Below are 21,371 nucleotides of genomic sequence, written 5' to 3'. Positions count from 1 at the left end.
CATTTAAATAAAAACGAGGTAAATAAAGATTAAATACCTCGTTAATTTTTTTAATTAGCAGGATCAGCTGGTGTATTACTGTTATTAAAGCGTTCTGAGTCTGGATAAGGATACCAGTTTCGGTTTCTTTCTGTTGTCGGACGACTAAAACGTCTACTATCTTCTAACTTTAGACCTGACATGTATAATTCAATACAACGATTTCTATAAATTTCGAATAAAAGACTCGCTTGGTTTAATGAACCAATGTATGGAGGTAAATTTGCGCCAATTCCAAATGCATCATTAGCTGTTGTCTTTGTCAATACTTTATCAAGTTCTGCTTTTGCTTCAACGAGCATATTAGGAGTCTTTCTGGCGTATGCCTCAGCTTTAATTAATGTAATTTCTCCAGGTAAGTAAACTGGTATAGCTTTTATATTTGAATTAAAAAAACCAGCGGCAGTCGCGGGACTAGAACCAGGAGTGATGTAAAAGTCGATACGAGCATCTGCACTTATTGGTGCGAGACTACTAGGTAGGCCGAAGCTTCTGTCTATTGGCTGATATACATTGTTGGTTAAAATCGAATTGAAAGCAATTGGATTATTACTTACAGCATCATATGTAAATGTTGATTTAGAGGCTAAATCAACTAAATTGGCATGTTCTATTGCTTTATCATAATTATTAGACATTAGATAGTAGCGTGCTAACAGTGCATTTACGGTATTTTTATATTTAATACCAGATACTAAACCTGTAAATCCATTTGCATTAGCTAAAAAAGGCTCAGTAGACTTTAATGTAGCTATTATTGCAGTTAGTACCTCGGTTCTTGAATTAAATGGAGCATTTTTCATTGTTTTCAATGGGATACTTTCATAAAATTGAATTAATGAACCCAATGCCATTGCTTTATAAATTGAAGCATGTGTAAAAACACTTGCTTTTTCATTTTCAATAGTAATTACATTAATGTTGTCTATTATTTTTTGGGATTCAGCGTTAATTACCAAACATTGTGACCACAGGTTATTGGTTAGTGCATTTTTAGAAGTTAAAGAAACACCTCCAATTGATAATTCACCCTCATCTGCATTACCTGCATTGATTAGTCTCAATTCATTAGTAGAAAACCCGTTTGCTGTAATTATAGTGTAAACAGGGCTTAGTCTAGTTGTACTCCACAACTGCTGGAGGCCATTTGCCGCTCCTATTAAACCATCTCTACTATTAAGAATTTGCTCTTGTGAAGGTTTAGTAGGATCTATGAATTCCTCGTTACAAGAAGTAAATGAAACACTTACTATTAGTATGGATATAAATATTTTCTTCATTTTTTTTTCTTTTTTTTTATTAAAATTGAAATTTTAATGCTAATGAATATGATTTAGGAATAGGCACTGTACCAAAATTATATTTGGCTACAGATGACTGCCCTCCAGAATTAGTTTCGGGGTCAAAACTCGTGAATTTATCCCATGAAAATAAGTTTCTACCACTTGCATTGATGGTTAAGTCATCAAAAAAGTTATTCAATTTCCCGAAAGAATAGCTTAGGGAAACTTCTCTCAATTTAATATAACTACCATCGACAACTCTAAATTCTTCAATTCCATATATGGACCAAATATATCCTCTTGGTAATTCACCGTTAAGTTCTTTTTCAACTAATTCACCACTTCCAACTCCTTGTCTTGTTCTATAATCAGCGTCAAATACATCAACACCTTGAACACCATCAAATAAAATAGACATTCCAAATTTTTTGTAATTTAAATTGGCGCCAAAAGAAATAATATATTCTGGATTAGGGTTTCCTATTTGTTTGTTTAATATCGTTCCTGTGGGCTGTCCAGAAGCATCTCTTATAGCAGTTCCTGTTGAAGTATCACCTTTCTCGACTTGAGGGTAACCAGCAGTAGTTAGTAATAAACTACCGTCGGCATTTCTAGCGTAGTAAGTCCCATAATATATACCAATAGGTTGCCCTTTCTCCACAAATACGGGGGCTCCGGAAGGATTACTGTCTAATTTGAATCTTTGTTGCGGTAAACCAGTCACTTTATTTCTATTGCGGCTATAATTTACGTATAAATCAAGATTAAGATCTTCTTTCTTGATGACATCGTAACGTAACCCAATTTCTATACCTTTATTGTTCATTTCTCCAATATTTTGGATGGTATTGGTAGAGCCTGTTGAACTTGCTAGTTGTACAGGTAAAAGCAAATCTTTTATATCTGCATTGTAATAACTAAAAGATAGATTTACCCGGTCTTTTAGAAGACCTATGTCTGCACCGACCTCGTATGTTGAGCTTTTCTCAGGTCGTAAGTCTAAATTTCCTTTTTTGAAACCTTCGAGGGTAAAGGAAGTATTTCCTATAAGATTTCCTGTAGCATAATTTGTGAACCTTGCATATGGAGTTATTGCTGTTAAACTTCCAGATTCTCCCCACGAACCACGCAATCTTGCAGAGGTTATAGGAGAATTTTGCATGAATTTTTCATCAGATATTACGTAACTAGCACTTACTTTTGGATAAAACTGAGAACGATTTTCTTTTGAAAAAACAGTTGACGCATCTTGTCTTCCAGCAATAGTTATGAAAAGTTTGTCTTTGAACCCTATAGTTTCCTGTAAGTAGTATCCCCATAAATTGTATTTTGATTCGCCAGCGTTAGGCGATCCTGGAAGTAATGTGTTAAAAGCATTAATTGTTTCAACAAATGGTTTTAAGTTTCTTCCTTCAATAGCAAAGAGTTCGTCTCTGTAAGTCTGAATATTATAACCGGCAAAGGATGTTAATTTTATATTTTTAGTAATATTCCAAAGGTATCTCAAGTTCAAATCATTGTTGAATTGTACGACCCTATTTGATGCTTCGGAAACATAACCATCATTAAAGTAAGTTCCATTAACAGGAGCGTATGGATATCTAGGTATAAAAACTTTTCCTTTTTGGTTGTAATTATCTAATCCAAAAATAAAGTCTGCATTGAAGTTTTCGAATGGTTTGAAATTCAATTGAATATCAGAAACCATACGATCTGTCTTTTGTGTGATTTTGAAATTTTCAATTACAGATAAAGGATTTACTCTATTAGGGTCTACTGCCAATAGATCACCATTTGAGCTTCTTTGATTGATATCATAAATGTTATTTGTTATTGTTATAGAATTAATTGGGCTCCAAAAAACATTTCCATCTGGCTTCTCGTTAGAGCTAGAAGTAATATAATTTAGACCAATTGATGCTGTTAGTTTATCACTAAAATCATGCTGTAACCTTAATTTGGCTCCTAATCTTTCAAAATCAGTATTCTTAACAATTCCCTCATTTTTCAAATAACCAATAGAGGAAAAATATTTTGTTTTGTCATCGCCTCCTCGTAAAGAAAAATAGGTGTCATTTCCTATTCCAGTAGTGAAAACATCATCTTGATAATCATATCTTTTTATTCCAGAAATAGTTCGAGTTTCTAGATTTCTACCAGCTACTAATACAGTAGTTGCACTTGCTGGCTGCCCTTGTATCGGAAATAATGCAGGAGAAGAATTGACGAATTGTTTGTCAGACATATTAACATAAACTTTTTTACGGAGGCTATTTGAAGTCATGCTTGTTGAAAACGTATATTTAGTGTCTCCTGATTTTCCTTTTTTTGTTGAGATCAAAATAACTCCATTAGCAGCACGTGAGCCATATATTGCTGCAGCGGCACCTCCGTTTAATATTTCAATACTTTCAATATCATTTGGGTTTATATCAGAGGATCTATTTTGTCCAATTTGTAGATTCGAATTTCCTTTACTTACATTAAGGTTTGTTAGATTTGTCGTTGCATTATTCAGTACAACTCCATCTATAACATATAAAGGGTCTGATGAACCTAGAATAGAGGAAGTACCTCTAAGTTTGATACTAAATCCTCCAGCAGGATCTCCAGAGTTTTGAGAAACTTGGGCGCCAGCAATTTTTCCTTGTAAAGCAGATGAAAGGTCTACAGGTTTGGCTTGATTGAGTCCTTCGGCTTTCAAACTTGTAACAGCATTTCCAAGTTCTTTCCTAGTAACTCGCACTGTAGATCCAAGAACGACAACTTCGTTTAAAGTGTTAAGTTCTTCAGATAAATTGATACTGTAATTAGTTGTTTTTTCCGTTACTTTAAATTCTTTTGTTTCAAAACCAATATAACTAAAGACAAGCGCGTCAGTAGACGATGCATTAATCGTATAGTTACCATCTAAATCAGTAACACTACTTTTAGTAGTACCTTTAATAAGAACTGTAACTCCTGGAATAGGAATCCCATCAGCTTTGTTTTTTACAGTTCCAGTAATTGTTTTTGTTTGTGCAAATGTGGTTTGAACAAACAAAAACAATAATGAAATCAGGAATAATTTTTTCATAATTATTTGGTTTATGTTATGGTTAGTACACAAATATATTTATAATATGCATATAAATGCGATATCTTTCGATTTATTTTCATTTTCAGCTTTAATAATGCAATATAACGCATGTTTTGTTGGTTTAAAATCGCATTTAATCTCGTGGCTTCGCTAATTGTCTCCGTATTAATGATTTATTTTAATACATTTGCATTCCATCATTTACATTACGACTATGTTAAAAGCAGAAAGACGCAATTATATACTGAATAAACTTGCTGAAGAACAGCGAATTAGTACCATTGAGTTGGCTGAGCTTTTGGCTGTCTCTGAAGATACTATAAGAAGAGACTTAAATAAGTTGGATGAAAGAGGGCTTCTTGAAAAAGTTTATGGAGGCGCGATACCCGTTGCTGATAAACCTAGAAATGTATTTAATATTGTAATATCTAACGAGAATAAGAAAAAAGAAATAGGACATAAGGCACTTTCTTTACTTCATGATGGTCAGGTGATAATTATGAGTGGTGGTACTACAAACTTGGTTTTTTCGAAGTTAATGCCGCCATTATTAAAAGCAACAATATATACATATAGTTTGCCTATTGCTATGCAATTATCTCAATACCCGAATATTGACCTAATTTTCATAGGTGGGAAGATGCAAAAAAATGCTATGGTAACAATTGGAATGGATGTGCTGCAGGTCTTATCTAAAATCAAAGCAGATATTTGTTTTATGGGAGTAAGTAGTATAAGTGCTAAACAGGGCCTGACGGAAATGGGTTATGAAGTTTCGATTGTTAAAAAAGCAATGCTGGAAGCTTCTGATAAAGTAGTTTTAATGTTTACTGCTGATAAATTAAATAGCAAAATGCCCCATGTAGTTTGTAATATTAGTAGACTAAACACGATGGTAACCGACTTAGATCCAGAGGATGAGGTGTTAGAAGAATACCGCAGAGCTGGGGTTATGATACTTTAATGCGGTATTTTGCGTTATTTGATAATTTAGCGTTAAAATAACGCGTTTAAATGCGCTATTAGATTTTTATTTTCTACATTTGTTGTATTAACCTTCTTAAAAATACAACTAAATTATGGATGCCATTCGTAACCTAAGCTATGTAGCACCAGGAAAATATGAAACAACTCGTTTTGAGAAAATTCATAATGAAATTTTTATAAATTCAGTAGACGCTTCAAAAGCTGTTGCGCAAGAAATAGCGACACTAATTAAATTAAAGCAAGCCGAAAATAAAAAATGCATACTAGGATTGGCTACGGGCTCTTCACCTATAAGAGTGTATGATGAGTTAGTGCGTTTGCATAAAGAAGAAGGTCTTAGCTTTAGCAATGTGATTACTTTTAATTTGGACGAATATTATCCAATGAAAAAAGAAAATAAGCAAAGCTATCACTACTTCATGCACGCCCATCTTTTCAATCATATTGATATCAAGCCTGAAAATGTAAATGTGCCTAATGGCGCAGTTGCTATTGAAGAGCTACATCAATACTGTGCTGATTATGAATCGAAAATTAAAAATGCTGGTGGGCTTGACTTTCAGTTATTAGGAATAGGACGTACCGGGCACGTTGGTTTTAATGAACCAGGATCACATATCAATTCTGGAACCCGACTAATAACGCTAGATCATATTACAAAGGTAGATGCCTCCTCAGATTTTAATGGAATTAACAATGTTCCTACTAGAGCCATAACCATGGGAGTTTCTACTATTCTTAGATCTAAAAGAGTTGTTTTATTAGCTTGGGGGCAAAACAAGGCAGATGTAATAGAAAGAACGATTCAAGGAGAAATTAGCCCAGAAATCCCTGCTACTTTTTTACAAAATCATGATAATACAACCTTTGTGTTAGATCAATCAGCGGCTTCTGAATTAACCCGATTAAAAACACCTTGGTTAGTAGAGGAATGTGTTTGGACTCCGGCATTAAAAAGTAAGGCAATAGTGTGGCTTTGCCAAAAAACAAATCAGTCCATCTTAAAACTAACGGACAGAGATTACAATAACAATGGAATGTCTGATTTATTAGCACAAGAAGGATCAGCTTATGATTTGAATATTAATATGTTTAATCAGTTACAACATACGATTACTGGATGGCCAGGAGGTAAACCCGACACGGATGACTCTAACAGACCGGAAAGAGCTAACCCGTCTAAAAAAAGAGTTATTCTTTTTAGCCCTCATCCAGATGATGATGTGATTTCAATGGGAGGTACTTTCTCAAAGCTAATTAAGCAAGGGCATGATGTGCATGTGGTGTATCAAACATCTGGAAATATTGCCGTCACGGATGATGAAGCTTTGAAATTTGCTGAGGTATGCAATGATCTTATTGGCGAAGACCGAACTAAGATAGATTTTAAAGAGGTAATTCATTTTTTAAATAATAAAAAAGAAGATGAAATGGATTCCGTTGAAGTTCGAAAATTAAAAGGGCTTATCAGAAGAAGGGAGTCGTATGCAGCAACCAGATATATTGGTTTGAACGATACTAACATTCACTTTTTGGACTTGCCATTTTATGAAACAGGTCAAATCAAGAAAAATCCTTTAGCTGCAGTTGATATTACCATTGTTATGGATATTATTGAAAAAATAAGACCGCATCAAGTATTTGCAGCTGGAGATTTAGCAGATCCGCATGGAACACATGAGGTTTGTTTGAATGCCATTTTTGCAGCTATGGCTACGCTAAAAAGCAAGTCGTTTATGGATGATTGTTGGCTGTGGTTGTATAGAGGTGCTTGGCATGAGTGGGCTATTGATGAAATTGATATGGCAGTACCGCTTAGTCCGGATGAAGTATTATTAAAAAGACATGCTATTTTATTCCATCAGTCTCAAAAGGATCGTGTAATGTTTCAAGGGAATGATTCTAGAGAATTTTGGGTAAGAGCAGAGGAGCGCAATAAAAGTACGGCAAAAAGCTATGATAACTTAGGCTTGGCTGAATATGAGGCTATAGAAGCTTTCAAGCGTTTTGACTACTAAAAAATGATACAATATGGCTGCTATAACAAAATCGCGATTAGGTGTTTTGTTTTAGTAGCTATTAATGTTCCATTATAAAGCGCTATCATTTATATTTGTGAAAACAAAAGCAATACATTTTACTAATGCCCAACTTGCCTCAATTAAAAGAATTAGCTACATCCTTAGAAGGAACTCTTCTATTTGATGATCTTCATAAAACACTCTATGCGACAGATGCTTCTGCTTATAGAATAATGCCTTTGGCGGCAGCCTTACCTAAAAATGAGGCCGATATTATAAAGTTGGTCCGTTTTGCCAATATAAATAAGCTTGCTCTAACACCTAGAACTGCGGGAACTTCCTTAGCGGGACAAACAGTTGGTAGCGGTATTATTGTAGATGTGTCTAAACATTTTACTAAGATTGTCTCTTTCGATGCAGCAAATAAAACGATTACCGTTCAGCCCGGTGTGATCAGGGATGAACTGAATTTATATTTAAAACCCCACGGATTATTTTTTGGACCTAATACTTCTACTTCTAATCGTTGTATGATAGGAGGAATGGTAGGGAATAATTCATCTGGGACCACGTCGATACGCTACGGAGTGACCAGAGATAAAATTGTGGAGATAAAAGCTATTTTAAGTGATGGCTCTCAAGTTGTTTTTGGCGAATTAACTTCTGCTGAATTTATCGAAAAAACAAAAGGCGATTCTCTCGAAAATAAAATCTACAGAATCCTTTACGAGGAATTATCGAATGAAGCTACACAGAAGGAAATTATAAAAGAATTCCCGAAACCAGAAATCCATAGACGAAATACAGGATATGCAGTAGATATTCTATTGTATTCTGATCTTTTTGGCGGAAGCCAACCTACAATAAATGTTGGTAAATTGCTTTGTGGCTCTGAGGGAACTTTAGCTTTTACGACTGAGGTCACTTTAAAAGTTGATGATTTACCACCTACTAATAATGTGATGGTAGTAACGCATTTTACCAGTGTTCAAGAGAGTTTAGAGGCGGTCATGATTGCCATGAAACACCATTTGTACACCTGTGAAATGATTGATGATACGATTCTTAATTGTACTAAAACAAACAAAGAGCAGAGTAAAAATAGGTTTTTTATTCAGGGTGAACCCAAAGCAATAATGATGTTTGAAGTAGCTTCGCATACGAGTATGGAAGATGCCGAAATGCAAGCTAATGCTTTAATTAAAGATTTAGAAGAGAATAATTTTGGTTATGCTTCGCCAAAATTATACGGTGCTGATATCGAGAAAGTAAACGAACTTAGAAAAGCAGGTCTCGGACTTTTAGGAAGTATTGTAGGTGATGAAAAAGCAGCCGATTCTATTGAAGATACTGCTGTTGAATTGAGTGATTTACCCAATTATATTGCTGACTTTTCGGCGATGATGAAACGCCACGGACAAGAGGCGATTTATTATGCTCATGCTGGTGCAGGAGAATTGCATTTGCGTCCGGTTTTGAATTTAAAAACAAAAGAAGGCGTTTATCAGTTTAGAAATATTGCTACCGAAGTAGCGCAGTTAGTAAAAAAATACCGCGGATCCTTGAGTGGAGAACATGGAGACGGAATTGTACGTGGTGAATTTTTGCCATTTATGATTGGCGAAAAAAACTACGAGTTATTAAAACGCATCAAATTGGCTTTCGACCCGAATTCAGTTTTGAATATGGGAAAAATTGTTAATGCGTTAAAAATGGACGAAAATCTTCGTTTCGAAACTGGGAGAGAGGAACCTAATATCAAAACGATTCAAGATTTTTCAGATAGCATGGGCGTTCTAAGAGCTGCCGAAAAATGCAATGGTTCTGGTGATTGTCGGAAATTACCATCGGCAGGAGGAACTATGTGTCCTAGTTATCGTGCTACCCGTAACGAGAAAGATACTACTCGTGCCCGTGCTAATACTTTGCGAGAATATTTGACACATTCAGAAAAAGATAATAAATTCGATCACAAAGAATTATACGAAGTTTTTGAACTTTGTATAAGTTGTAAAGCTTGCGCCAGTGAATGTCCTTCTAATGTGGATGTGGGTGCGCTTAAAGCTGAATTTTTATACCAATACCAAAAGGCAAATGGTTTTTCTCTTCGAAATAAGATTTTTGCTAATAACGCCAAACTGAATAAACTAGGAAGTGTTTTTCCGGCATTGACTAATTTTATGGTCAATCAACCTTTGGTAAAAAAAGGAATGGGTGTGGCTTCAAAAAGGGAAGTACCATTATTAGCTCCTAAAACATTCAGAAAATGGATCGAAAGTAATAAATCAAAAACAAAAGCTGCTTCCTATGTCAATGGAAAACTCTATCTTTTTTGTGATGAATTCACGAATTATTATGATGTTTCAGTAGGAATTGATGCTTTTGAATTACTCTCTAAATTGGGCTACGAAGTTGTTGTTGTAGATCATGAAGAAAGTGGAAGAGCCTATATATCCAAAGGTTTTCTGGAAGAAGCGAAAGCTATTGCTACTAAAAACGTGAATACTTTTAAAGGAATTATATCGGCTGAAACTCCGTTGATTGGTATCGAACCATCAGCTATATTGACTTTTAGAGATGAATACATTCGTCTGGCTGATGACAAGACTTCCGCCGAAAAATTAGCCGAAAACTGCTTGACAATTGAAGAGTTTTTCAAAAAGGAAATCGCATTGGGTAAAATTAATTCGGAGCAGTTTTCTGATGAAGTAAGAGATATAAAAATTCACGGTCATTGCCACCAAAAATCCTTAAGTTCAATAGAGGCGACTTTTGCTATGTTGAACGTGCCAAAAAACAGTACAGTTACGATTTATAATTCGGGTTGCTGTGGGATGGCAGGTTCTTTTGGTTATGAAGAAGAGCATTATGAGATTAGTATGCAGATGGGAGAGGATACTTTATTTCCAAAAATAAGGTCCACCGCTGCAACAACTTCTATTGCCGCAGCAGGTACAAGTTGCCGCCATCAAATTTTTGATGGAACCAATAGAAAAGCACAACATCCGGTAAGTATTTTGAATACTTTTCTGAAATAATTAGCGTTTTTTGACTTTTAGAAGGGAGGAATTGCTCTTTTTTGAAAGCTCGTTTTTACAGCGGAATTGCCATTGCAATCTTTTTAATTTTTAACGGCATTCTTAATTAACGGATTGACTTTTAAATCAGGTTGTAATTTGAAATTTGACTTTTTATTGTATTTTAATAAATAATAAGGGTCGTATCATTGGAATTTGAAATTGTTTTATACATTTGGTTTTTAAATAAAACTTACGTTATTGCTAAAATAATGGGATGTTATTTACAGGATAATAATTTTTAATGTAAAAATTTAACGCATGGCATTTTCTAGTTTATTTCGTAAGAAGACCGTTCAGGATATCTTAAAACAGATTGAAAAAAATGAAGCCGACGGCCACGAAGCGCTAGGTCGACATTTAACGGCAAGAGATTTGACGGCTTTTGGTATTGCTGCCATCGTTGGTGCCGGTATTTTTAGTACAATTGGTAAGGCTAGCTCCGATGGAGGCCCAGCTGTAATTTTCCTTTTTTTATTTACGGCTCTTGCCTGTAGTTTTGCTGCCTTTGCTTATGCAGAGTTTGCGTCTATGGTTCCCGTTTCTGGAAGTGCATATACCTATTCCTATGTTGCCTTTGGGGAACTAATTGCCTGGATTATTGGTTGGGCATTAATCATGGAATATGCCATTGGGAATATTACGGTCGCCATTTCCTGGAGTGATTATTTTACAGGACTACTAGAGAGTGGTGGCATTCATTTGCCTCAATGGATTCAGATGGATTATCTAACCGCATCAAATGGATATAAAGACGCTACGGCACTAATGCAAAGCGGAAAATCATACGAGAATTTAGGAGAAGGTTTAAAAGCATCTTATACTGCTTGGACAACTTCGCCAACAATAGGTTCGTTTCATTTTGTGGCCGATTTACCTGCCTTGTTTATTATCATATTGATTACGGCCTTAGTTTATCGTGGAATGAAAGAATCACGTAATGCCAGTAACATGATGGTTGTGGTAAAGCTGTGTATTATTCTTCTGGTAATCTCAGTAGGGGTGTTTTATGTTGATACTGATAATTGGACTCCATTTGCTCCTAATGGCGTGAGCGGAGTTTTGAAAGGAGTATCAGCAGTTTTCTTTGCCTACATTGGTTTTGATGCTATCTCAACTACTGCAGAGGAATGTAAAGATCCGCAACGGGATTTACCACGTGGTATGATGTGGGCGATTATAATATGTACTATTTTATATATTGTTGTTGCTTTAGTGTTAACCGGAATGGTCAATTACAGCGAGTTAAATGTGGGTGATCCTTTAGCATTTGTATTTCATAAATTAGATTTAAAATGGATGTCTGGTATTGTTGCGGTAAGTGCCGTGATAGCCATGGCGAGTGTTTTATTAGTTTTCCAAATGGGACAACCTCGTATTTGGATGAGTATGAGTCGTGATGGGCTGTTGCCAAAACGTTTCTCACGAGTACATCCCAAGTATAAAACACCATCTTATGCAACTATAGTAACAGGTTTTGTAGTGTCGGTTCCGGCCTTGTTTTTAAACTTGACAATGGTTACTGATTTGTGTAGCATTGGAACCTTATTTGCCTTTGTATTGGTTTGTGCCGGAGTTTTGGTATTGCAGAATAGAACTGATATACCAAGAGGAAAATTTAAAACGCCTTACGTAAACTCAAAATACGTGATTCCTTTCATGTTGGCCGCGGGCTTGTATTATGCTTTTAATTATAATAATAAAGCGACAATGGATTTCCTTACTAATGAAACCCAAGTAAACAATGCTACTACAATTATCACTTCATTAAATAAAGAAGAATCTACAAAAGTATATGATTACCTAGTAAGTGTTGGAGCGCAAAAAACGACTGATGCGACTCTGGATTTAGAAAATTTACTGAGTCAGTACCAAAAAGAGGATGCTAAATATGCCGCTGTTGTGGCAGGATTACCAATAGACAATTCGCTGAAATATGAAAGTGGTCTTAGCCTGTTTAAACACAAAATCCCAATGTGGATTTTCCTTATTGTTTTGGTAGGACTTACGTTCTGGTCTTTTGCTGAAAATTTATCTTTGATTCCATTATTAGGTCTGGTGAGTTGTTTGTACATGATGGCAGAACTAAGTGTGTGGAACTGGATTTATTTCACGGCTTGGTTGCTGATAGGCCTAATGATTTACTTTGGCTTTAGCCGAAAAAACAGTAAGCTGAATTTGAAAGAAGCCTAAGAAATACAAAATCTATAGCAATGCCGTCTTGATTCAGTTCAAGGCGGTTTTTTTATGTCGAGTTGTTTTGATTCGTAAAATTTAAATAAGAAAAATAGTATTATTGTATGAAAGCATGTGAGAAAGAAGTGTATATTTGATGTAATGTACAAGTTGATGGTAATTAACAAAAGGAATTGCATTATGAATATAACAGAAATATTTGCAGTAGTTGGACTCACTTTAACTGGTGCAACATTAATAAATGGAATACTATATAACAACTGGATTTTACCTAAAATCAATAAGGATTTAAAATCATTTGAAAACCTACTTAAAAAAGAGGAATCATTAAGAGAAAATAGATGGCAAATTAAGAGAGCTGCGTGCTTAAATGCCTTGAATATTGCAGATGCATTATTGAGTAATTATGAATACCCAAATGCTAAAAAAGGAGATATTAAACCCGGAAAAATAACGACTGAAGAGGTAAGGACTTGTTTTAACGAATTAGCTTGTTCTTGTGATAAAACTGAGGTAATTGAAACCTTAAAAAAAATAATATCTGAATCAGTATCTACAGACATAATAGTGGATTTGAGAAATTCAGTTAGAGGAGAATTAGAATTTGGTTCTGATGATTTTGATAAAGACAGAGAAAAAGCATTTGTTGGGAAGGTTGCAGCTGACCCAGACTTGAAAAAATAACTACCGTCAACAATGTATAAAAATAATAGCCGAAATAGAAGTAAACTCGAGGGTTTTAGCCCGCTTCAGTTTTCTCCTAGTTTGACAGGAAAGTGCCACGCTTTCAGCTACATATTCTTATACTAAACGTTAGTGTATATCACTGAAAAACCGAATGAGATTAACCGACAGAATTTTAAAAGATATTCGCTATTACGAAATAAAACCGAAAGATTTCACTGGAGATTTTAACGGACTTATTGGTAATGTTTACCAGATTACTGACGATACAAATTCAATCGGTCAACGAATTGCAAGAAAACTAAATGAGTGTGAATTTATATCTGGAGAATTTGATCATATTTATATAAATTTTACCGAAAATCTAAAATCGGGAAATTTAGTTGAAAGCGAAAAATTTCTAGACAAACGGATAAAATATGTTGATTATGGAATTGAACCAAAAACATTTAATTCGCTAACAGAATTTGAAAAAAATCAATTAGTCAAAGACGTTACATTTAAATCTTTAACTTTACTTTTCGAAAAAGATAACAAAAAAATTGAAAAAATAATTGAAGTGCAAAATTTGCTGAATAAATTTGAAACGGAAATTGAAATCGCATATAAAACCAAAGAAACACATTCATATAAAATTGAAATTGGTTATATGATTAATCCGAAAAAAACTTTGTCAAAAATTGTAGTGAAATACTTTGATAAAAAAAACGATATTCAAAATATAACAACTAGAAATTTATATTTTTATGAAGACATATTTTATTTAGTTGACAAAATTGAAGTTAAAAACGGAAAAATAATTTTTACTCATAAGAAAACAAGTTTAGGAGAAATTACGACTGCCAAATATGAAAAGCCAATTGAAATAGAAATCACCGAAATGGAAAGAAATAACACACACTATTAGCCATTTTGAGCTAGCTGGAATTTAGTGGAATTACCGTTTCGCATCGCGTTTTAGTTAAGCTGAAAATGGAGTGGTTACGATCTCACGAACGATTTGGAGACAGACAAATATCAATTATGATTTTAAAATTAAAAAATGAAAAAGAAATTTATTTACTTATTTATATTTGTGACAGCTACTGTTTTTGCTCAAGATATTGACTTAAATATTGGAGAAACGAAATCAAAAAACTACTTCGAAGAATTTGACTTTGAATTTATCAGAGATAAAATTATTGTTCCTGTTGAGATTCAGGGAGTGACATATAAATTTATGCTTGATACGGGTGCTCCAAATATCATTTCAAAAGAGATTAATGATTTAATAAAGCCTCAACTCTTAAAAACGATACCAATAACGGATGCAAGTGGAATAAAAGCTAAGCTAAAGGTGGTATCTATAGAAAAGCTAAATTTTGGAAACATAATATTCGAAAATACGGCAACTTTAGTTTATGATTTACGTGCTAATTTTGTTTTTAAATGTTTTGGAATTGATGGTTTTATTGGTAGCAATATGTTAAGAAATTCAATTATACAAATTGATGCCGGATTAAAGAAAATAAGACTTACTGACAATATAAAAAACTTATCTCTTAGTAAAAAAGAGTCTAATAAAATTGAACTTATTGGAGCTCAAAGTAGTCCGTATTTATGGATTAATCTCCAAGGGAAAAAGAGCGGAAAAGAACAAGTTTTAATTGATACAGGGATGGGAGGACTTTATGATATTTCTCATAAACATTATGACGTTTTTAAAAAAGAAAAGATCTTTACTGAAATAGGAGAAAGTGTTGGGGCTTCTTCGCTTGGCTTATTTGGTGACGTGCCCGTTGAAAAGCATATCCGACTTCATTTACCTTTATTAAAAATTAATGAACTTGAAATTGAGAACTGTATTACAAATACAATTAATGATAATAATTCAAGAATTGGTACTCAATTATTGGAATACGCCGTTATAACAATTGACTATGTAAATAAACGATTTTACTTAAATCCTAAATCTAAAAAGGTAAATATAGAGAAGTCTGAATTTAATTTTACTAGAACACTAAAAAACGAGAAATTAATAATTGGGTTTGTATGGGATACCGAACTAAACAAGAAAATAAGCTATGGCGACGAAATCCTCGAAATTAATGGGAAGGAAATCGAAATATGTGATTTAGTAACCCAAGATTTAATTTCAGAAAATGAAGGGGATATAAAATTGAAAGTAAAACCACAAAAAGGAGAGATATTTGAAATTATAATAAATAAAAAACTACCGAAATAATGAGCGAATCTACAGTGAATAAATAAGTATCAGTCTAAAAAAATCAAAAAAAAGGATGACTCTTTTGAACTAATACCAATTTTTGGTATCTTTGAAAAAAAAATTATGGCACGTAATACATCGATATTATTAGGAGACTATTTTGAAAATTTTATTAATGAACAAATTTCTACAGGAAAGTATAGTTCAGTAAGTGAAGTTGTTAGAACTGCTTTAAGAGTTTTTGAGCAAGAAGAAAATAAAGCAAAATCTCTTATCAATGAATTAAAAATGGGAGAAAAGAGTAGTAAAATTAGAAATTTTGACCGCGATATAAATCTAGAAACGCTAAAAGCTAATTTTCAAAAATAATGTCAGCGTATATAATTAGTGAAAAGGCATTAGAAGATATTAACAACATTTGGATTTATACGGCAGAAAATTGGTCTGCTGAACAAGCAGATAGATATTATAACTTAATTATTGACGAAATTGAATATATCGTAGTTAATTTTGAGATGGCTCGTGACTCCGCAAACATTAGAAAATCATATAAATATTCAAAAGTAAAATCACATTTAATTTTCTTCAAAAAAGATAAGAAAAATGAAATTGAAGTCGTTAGAGTTTTATACGAAAGAATGGATATTGAAAATAGATTAGCGGAGTAAAAAAAGCTACTGGCTAACAGCCTTTCCTAAATAGATTGCATTCCGTGCCCGTAAACTAAATCAAAAAAATTAGATGTGCGTTGCATCATTAAAGATGAACAACGAAGCCGCGCTTGATAGTAATAAGCTAATACATAATCAAAAATAAAAACCACGAATAACACTGATATAAAAGGGTTATTCGTAATTCTAATCAGTGATAATGCGTTAAAATTCGTTTCATCCGTTGGCCAACTTTTAAAGTTGCATAACTCCTAGAATCGTTAAAATTGAAAAAAAAAACTTTTCAATCGACTTTGGCGACAGCTATATAATAAATCTATGAATCCACTTAAATTGAGTCAAAAATTGACCATGGATGTCACTGATCTAACGGATAAAAAAGTTTTTTTTACTTTAAACCTTTATATTAAAATTAAATCAAAATAATTTCGTTATCTATAATTAGGAATTTGATCGACTTAATCGTATTATACATAAATAATTTACAAAAATTAAAAAAATATGAAAACCTCAAATTTTAAGCTACTTACAATTTTAATTGCAATGACACTATTCATTGGAACATTTACATCTTGTTCTAATGATGATGAGTCGAATGTAAATATTACTGTTAACGAAGGGCCTTCAGGAGACATTGGTGGAGATTTTACTGGAAAAGGCGGAAATGGATCAAGAACAATTACTTGGACAAATAATTTGACAACAGCTGACTATAATGCTGATATTACTGCCACAGCATCTGGAATATTCCAGATTGTAGTTGCAGACGCTAATGGGACTGTCGTGCTTAATAGAAGCCTTAATGGCAATACGGATCCTGACAGTATAGATGGTGTGACAAGCGTTGGAAAACCTGGAAAGTGGACTGTTACTATTACGCTGACCTCATTCAAAGGAGACGGAAGTTATTCATTAAGTGCTGGAAACTAACCCGATCGCTCGGATAAATCTCGACAATTATCCTGTGATAGCGCGGAATTGCATTCCGTGCCCGTAAACTAAATCAAAAAAATTAGATGTGCGTTGCATCATTAAAGATGAACAACGAAGCCGCGCTTGATAGTAATAAATCTATGTGTCAGCTAAGACATACTCAAAAATAAAAACCACGAATAACACGAATAACACTGATATAAACGGGTTATTCGTAATTCTAATCAGTGATTATGCGTTAAAATTCGTTTCATCCGTTTACCAACTTTTAATGTTGCATAATTCCTAGAGTAGTTAAAATTGAAAATAAGGCTTTTCAATCTATTTTGGCCACAGCCATAAAAAATAGCATTCTAAACATCCATTTGCGAAAGCGCAATTAATACAATAGAAACTAATGCCAATGCAAGTCCCACATAGTTTCGTTTACTCATTTTTTCTTTAAAAACGAGAATACCCAAAAGACTCCCCAGAATAATAACACCCATATTCATTGCCGCGAAAACAGTTGAGGGATTGTCGGCAAAAGCTTGATGCGCTTCTAGATAGAAAAGGATATTACCAAAGTTAAAAGCACCTACCAATGCACCAAAAAGAATATTGATGGCTGTTAATGGTGTTTTTCGTGCGATAACATCGTACAAGATTGCTGCAATCATGAGTGTTAGGGAAATTGCGAAAATCACAAATAACGAACTCGTAAATGGAAGGCTGGTATATAGAGCAATTTGCTTGAAAAGGATGTCGATGAGTCCAAATCCAATGAGTACTGCAGCAGGATACATCCATTTATTGCTGGTATTGGCTGCCGGTTTAGAAAGGATAAGTAATAGGGCAGGAAAGCCTATCAAAAAAGCCGTAATCTTTAGTAGATTGAAATCTTCTTTAAAAATTAGCCAGGCGGCAAGTAGCGGTATGAATAGCGAAAGCCTTTGGGCAGCATCTGTTTTTACGATTCCCATATGTTTTATGGAGACGGCTAAAAAGATAAATATCGATGGCAGCAAAATTCCTAATGTGATATAGATGGACCATGGTGCTGTGTGATCTATGGCATTGAAATCTGGGCTAAAAGTAAAGAAACACAATACTAAAGCAAAAAGGTAATTCCAGCTGACAATTTGAATAACGCTGATGTTATAGTTGCGCGACAATTTAAAAATCACACCTACAGTAACGCTGCATAAAATACTTAAAATAAGAAATAACATGAGTGGTAATTTTATATTATACAATTTGAAACAAAAAAACTCCAGCCGAAGCTAGAGTTTTAAATATAGTCAGGATTTAGTTTTATGCTTCTTCCATAGTGTGATATACGTTCATCACGTCATCATCTTCTTCCATTTTTTCGATCAATTTTTCTACATCAGCCATTTCAGCTTCTGTTAGTTTGGTAGTGTTTTGAGGAATTCTTTCAAAACCAGAAGAAAGGATTTCTAGATTACGGTTTTCAAGCTCTTTTTGGATCGTTCCAAAACTTGTAAAAGGCGCATAAATTAAAATTCCATCTTCATCTTCAAAAACTTCTTCAGCTCCAAAATCGATTAATTCCAATTCTAATTCTTCAGGATCAAGTCCGTCTGCTGGAATCCTAAAGTTACAAGTATGGTCAAACATAAATTCAACAGAACCCTGTGTTCCCATAGTCCCATTACATTTGTTGAAATAACTTCTCACATTAGCAACAGTTCTATTATTATTGTCAGTAGCCGTTTCAATTAAAAGCGCAATCCCATGAGGAGCGTAGCCTTCAAACAAAACTTCTTTATAATTTGCAGTATCTTTATCAGTTGCTTTTTTAATGGCACGTTCTACATTTTCTTTAGGCATATTTGCTGCCTTAGAGTTCTGGATAACGGCTCTTAATCTTGAATTAGCTTCAGGATTTGGTCCGCCTTCCTTAACGGCCATTACAATGTCTTTTCCAATTCTAGTAAATGCTTTAGCCATTGCTGACCAACGTTTCATTTTTCTCCCTTTTCTGAATTCAAACGCTCTTCCCATTTCTTATTTATTATATTGAACTGCAAAAATACAGTTATTCCTTATTTATACCAAAACCCTCTTCCGTTCTTTTTATGAAATTTGGGTAATATTGTGTTTTCGTTATTTTTTCACGGAATTCAAATCATTAATTATCGCAATAGCCTCACTTAAATAGTGGTTTCTTTTCAATGTTTCCAGTTGGAATTCATTATTTGCTTTTTCCGAAGGGTTGATGGTCAGCAGATAATTATTGAGGTTTGAATTATGAATGATCAAATTGTTACTTTTTGTATCGAATGCATTAATTTCCTCCCACATCGCATTGATTTCAGATTGGTCTTTAATAACCGTATCTATGGTTACCGGCCGTGGTAATTTTGGTGTGTTTACTAAATATTCAATTTTTTTATTCAGTTTTTTTGTTTCATTGAAATAGGAGTTCGTAGCGATTCTAGCGGTACTTTTCTTTGCGATTTTTGCCATCGCGGTATTTTTAATGAATTGGTTATAAACAAGAGAAATTGCAATACTGTCGTTTTTAAAAGCAGTAGGATTGTTGCACTCCTTAGTGTATAGGACTTCATAGATTTCGGGAACTAACACATTGGGAATAATTCCTGTAGCCTGATTGCTTTTCCCGTCGATCCTATAAAATTTGTTAATACTGAGTTTTACAAAGTTTTCTGTATCAGTAGGTTCTAATGGCATTATCGACTGCATGGTTGCTTTGCCCACAGTAGCGCTTCCCATCAACAGCGCCCTATTGTAATCTTGTAATGCGGAAGCAAAAAACTCACTTGCCGAAGCTGAATTCCCGTTAACCAGTATCACTATAGGGTCTTTGTATATCATCCCAGGATAAGGGTCGCTTATAATGGTTTGCACTTTTTTATTATCCAGTATAATAGAGATAGGTCCAATATCGATAAACATTCCCGCGAGTTTTATAGCTTCGTCCATGGAGCCTCCTCCGTTGTCTATCAAATCAATTATAACACCCTGAATACTGTCTTTCTGCAGTTTTAGTACTTCTAGCGCTGCGTCTTCGGCACATCCTTTGCCACTATTACCTTCAAAGTCAGTGTAAAAACTCGGGATTTTCACATAGCCATATCTGCGTTTTTTATTAGCAATAATAAAACTATAGACAGCATTGCCTTCGTCTTTTATCAGTTTTTTTTCCACTAGTACATCAAAGTTTTTACCAGAACTTCTTCTCAATGTCAACATTATTTTTTTATTTGCATCGGAAAGAATCATGTTTGAAATAGATTCCAGAGTGGCACAGGAAACCTGTAATGTTTCTTTTAGGTTGGAAACTGCAATGATTTGATCTCCTTTTTTTATTCCTCCAGTTTGAAAGGCGGGGCCGTTGGGATCTATTTTTATGACTATAATTTCATTGCGATCATTCAAACTTACGTTCATGCCCATTGACAGATGCTCTTTTGATAAGGAAGCCACAAAACTGGATTTGGTTTCGACGTTGAAGTAGGCAGAGTGTGGGTCGAAATAACTGCAAAAATTATCGAATAAATTTTCTTTAAAACCCGATTCTTTTTCCAAAATCGCATTTATTTTACAGATTTCGTTTGCTATAATTAATCTTTTAGAGATGGGTTCTAAGGCTGTGAACGTAGTTGCTATGGAGTCTAGATTATTGTTTTGAGAAACAATATCATCAAGGATTTTATATTTTATGCTTTTTCTCCAGGCTGTTTCCAGTTGATTTTGTTCCAGATAGAATGGAAATATTTTTTTATAAAACCGAATCGTATCTTTTACTTTATAACCGATGGTATCAGTCTTCATTTTTTCTAAAATGGCTTTATTTCTCGATAGACCATTTTTATAAACCGCAACAATTTCAGGCAGGAATGAGCAATCGTTAGTAAGGATTAAGTCATCAAGGTTCAAACGGAATTTAAAGGAAAGTGCTTCGTATTCTGACTTTAGTAAAATATTTCTAGAAGGATCGAGTCCATCAATAAAGTTATCAAATATAAAAACAGATAAACTATCGTCAATCGGTTTTGGTTGAAAATGCTCGCTTTGAATAAGCTTATTTATTTTAGAAAGTAAAATGCATGTTTTAGTATCACTTTGGGCGAAAAGCGAAAAGGAAGTAAGCAAGAAGACCAGTGAAATTATTTTCATCTCCACTTTATTAATTTCGAAAAAAGCTAAAAAAAAGCAATTTTGCTGA

General features: G+C 34.0%; 15 protein-coding genes. 10 read left to right on the top strand and 5 right to left on the bottom strand.

Annotated features, from left to right (window positions below):
- Nucleotides 1-50: 50 nt before the first annotated feature.
- Nucleotides 51-1,319, bottom strand: coding sequence for a RagB/SusD family nutrient uptake outer membrane protein (locus BLV35_RS06530; RefSeq protein ID WP_091086619.1), 1,269 nt, complete (start codon nucleotides 1,317-1,319; stop codon nucleotides 51-53).
- A 19-nt stretch (nucleotides 1,320-1,338) separates the two neighbouring features.
- Nucleotides 1,339-4,398, bottom strand: coding sequence for a SusC/RagA family TonB-linked outer membrane protein (locus BLV35_RS06525; RefSeq protein WP_091086616.1), 3,060 nt, complete (start codon nucleotides 4,396-4,398; stop codon nucleotides 1,339-1,341).
- Nucleotides 4,399-4,615: 217 nt separating this feature from the next.
- On the opposite strand from BLV35_RS06525, the gene BLV35_RS06520 reads away from it, so the two are divergent.
- The 10 genes from BLV35_RS06520 to BLV35_RS06475 all read left to right on the top strand — a co-directional run bounded on the left by BLV35_RS06520 (nucleotide 4,616) and on the right by BLV35_RS06475 (nucleotide 17,173).
- Entirely contained in the window at nucleotides 4,616-5,365 is a 750-nt protein-coding gene (locus BLV35_RS06520) for a DeoR/GlpR family DNA-binding transcription regulator (protein WP_091086612.1), read from the top strand.
- 115 nt (nucleotides 5,366-5,480) lie between these two features.
- Nucleotides 5,481-7,406, top strand: a complete 1,926-nt coding sequence (gene nagB, locus BLV35_RS06515) for a glucosamine-6-phosphate deaminase (RefSeq protein ID WP_091086609.1) — start codon at nucleotides 5,481-5,483, stop codon at nucleotides 7,404-7,406.
- 125 nt (nucleotides 7,407-7,531) lie between these two features.
- A complete protein-coding gene (locus tag BLV35_RS06510; RefSeq protein ID WP_091086605.1) occupies nucleotides 7,532-10,447 on the top strand; it encodes an FAD-binding and (Fe-S)-binding domain-containing protein in 2,916 nt (971 codons plus the stop codon).
- Between the two features lie 300 nt (nucleotides 10,448-10,747).
- Nucleotides 10,748-12,679, top strand: coding sequence for an amino acid permease (locus BLV35_RS06505; protein WP_091086601.1), 1,932 nt, complete (start codon nucleotides 10,748-10,750; stop codon nucleotides 12,677-12,679).
- A 183-nt stretch (nucleotides 12,680-12,862) separates the two neighbouring features.
- On the top strand, nucleotides 12,863-13,366 hold the full coding sequence (locus BLV35_RS06500) for a hypothetical protein (protein WP_091086598.1): 504 nt from the start codon (nucleotides 12,863-12,865) through the stop codon (nucleotides 13,364-13,366).
- 154 nt (nucleotides 13,367-13,520) lie between these two features.
- Complete coding sequence (locus BLV35_RS06495) at nucleotides 13,521-14,273, top strand: hypothetical protein (protein WP_091086595.1); 753 nt, start codon at nucleotides 13,521-13,523, stop codon at nucleotides 14,271-14,273.
- A gap of 135 nt (nucleotides 14,274-14,408) precedes the next feature.
- On the top strand, nucleotides 14,409-15,590 hold the full coding sequence (locus BLV35_RS06490) for a retropepsin-like aspartic protease (protein ID WP_091086591.1): 1,182 nt from the start codon (nucleotides 14,409-14,411) through the stop codon (nucleotides 15,588-15,590).
- 105 nt (nucleotides 15,591-15,695) lie between these two features.
- Nucleotides 15,696-15,941 carry a type II toxin-antitoxin system ParD family antitoxin gene (locus BLV35_RS06485; protein WP_091086588.1) on the top strand — a complete coding sequence of 82 codons (246 nt, stop codon included), beginning with the start codon at nucleotides 15,696-15,698 and terminating at the stop codon, nucleotides 15,939-15,941.
- Nucleotides 15,941-16,240: a type II toxin-antitoxin system RelE/ParE family toxin gene (locus tag BLV35_RS06480; protein WP_091086584.1), complete on the top strand. Its 300-nt coding sequence runs from the start codon at nucleotides 15,941-15,943 to the stop codon at nucleotides 16,238-16,240. Before BLV35_RS06485 ends, BLV35_RS06480 begins: the two co-directional genes overlap by 1 nt.
- A 504-nt stretch (nucleotides 16,241-16,744) precedes the next feature.
- Nucleotides 16,745-17,173, top strand: coding sequence for a hypothetical protein (locus BLV35_RS06475; RefSeq protein ID WP_091086580.1), 429 nt, complete (start codon nucleotides 16,745-16,747; stop codon nucleotides 17,171-17,173).
- 356 nt (nucleotides 17,174-17,529) lie between these two features.
- On the opposite strand, the gene BLV35_RS06470 is transcribed toward BLV35_RS06475, so the two are convergent.
- From BLV35_RS06470 to BLV35_RS06460, 3 genes are all read right to left on the bottom strand, one after another.
- Nucleotides 17,530-18,387 (bottom strand): DMT family transporter, encoded by an 858-nt coding sequence (locus BLV35_RS06470; RefSeq protein WP_091086577.1) that lies wholly within the window; start codon nucleotides 18,385-18,387, stop codon nucleotides 17,530-17,532.
- An 82-nt stretch (nucleotides 18,388-18,469) separates the two neighbouring features.
- Nucleotides 18,470-19,183 (bottom strand): YebC/PmpR family DNA-binding transcriptional regulator, encoded by a 714-nt coding sequence (locus tag BLV35_RS06465; protein ID WP_091086573.1) that lies wholly within the window; start codon nucleotides 19,181-19,183, stop codon nucleotides 18,470-18,472.
- 102 nt (nucleotides 19,184-19,285) lie between these two features.
- Nucleotides 19,286-21,322 carry a S41 family peptidase gene (locus BLV35_RS06460; RefSeq protein WP_091086569.1) on the bottom strand — a complete coding sequence of 679 codons (2,037 nt, stop codon included), beginning with the start codon at nucleotides 21,320-21,322 and terminating at the stop codon, nucleotides 19,286-19,288.
- Nucleotides 21,323-21,371: the final 49 nt, after the last annotated feature.

The sequence above is a fragment of the Flavobacterium gillisiae genome (genome assembly GCF_900107635.1).
Classification (GTDB): Bacteria; Bacteroidota; Bacteroidia; order Flavobacteriales; family Flavobacteriaceae; genus Flavobacterium; species Flavobacterium gillisiae.
Note: the sequence above shows the minus strand (reverse complement) of the source record. Positions and strands in the feature narration are given on the sequence as shown.